The sequence below is a fragment of the Flavihumibacter fluminis genome, from assembly GCF_021491375.1.
Taxonomy (GTDB): domain Bacteria; phylum Bacteroidota; class Bacteroidia; order Chitinophagales; family Chitinophagaceae; genus Flavihumibacter; species Flavihumibacter fluminis.
Genome location: NZ_JAKEVY010000027.1, coordinates 1 through 289, shown reverse-complemented (window position 1 = coordinate 289; position 289 = coordinate 1). Strand labels below are relative to the sequence as shown.

Below are 289 nucleotides of genomic sequence, written 5' to 3'. Positions count from 1 at the left end.
CAGGCTGTGGTTCTGGAAGACCACGGCACGTTCCGGGCCGGGGCCGGCGATTTCGCGGCCGTCGCAGAGCAGCACGCCGGTCGTTGGTTTGGTCAGGCCGGCGATCAGGTTGAGCAGCGTCGATTTGCCGCAGCCGGAGTGGCCGATTAGCGCGATGAACTCGCCCTGCTTGATGGTCAGGTCGATGTCGCGCAGGGCGACGAACTTGCCTTTCTTGGTGTCGAAGGTCTGGCCCACCGCTTCGATCTGTACGAATTTTTCCATGATGTGCGCTCCTTACGACGATTCT

Annotated in this window: 1 protein-coding gene; it reads right to left on the bottom strand. The window is 61.6% G+C overall.

Translation table 11 applies throughout. The features are described 5' to 3' along the window. The coding region (locus tag L0U88_RS20755; protein WP_234868788.1) for an ATP-binding cassette domain-containing protein at positions 1 to 264 on the bottom strand (264 nt) is incomplete at its 3' end. Positions 265 to 289: the final 25 nt, after the last annotated feature.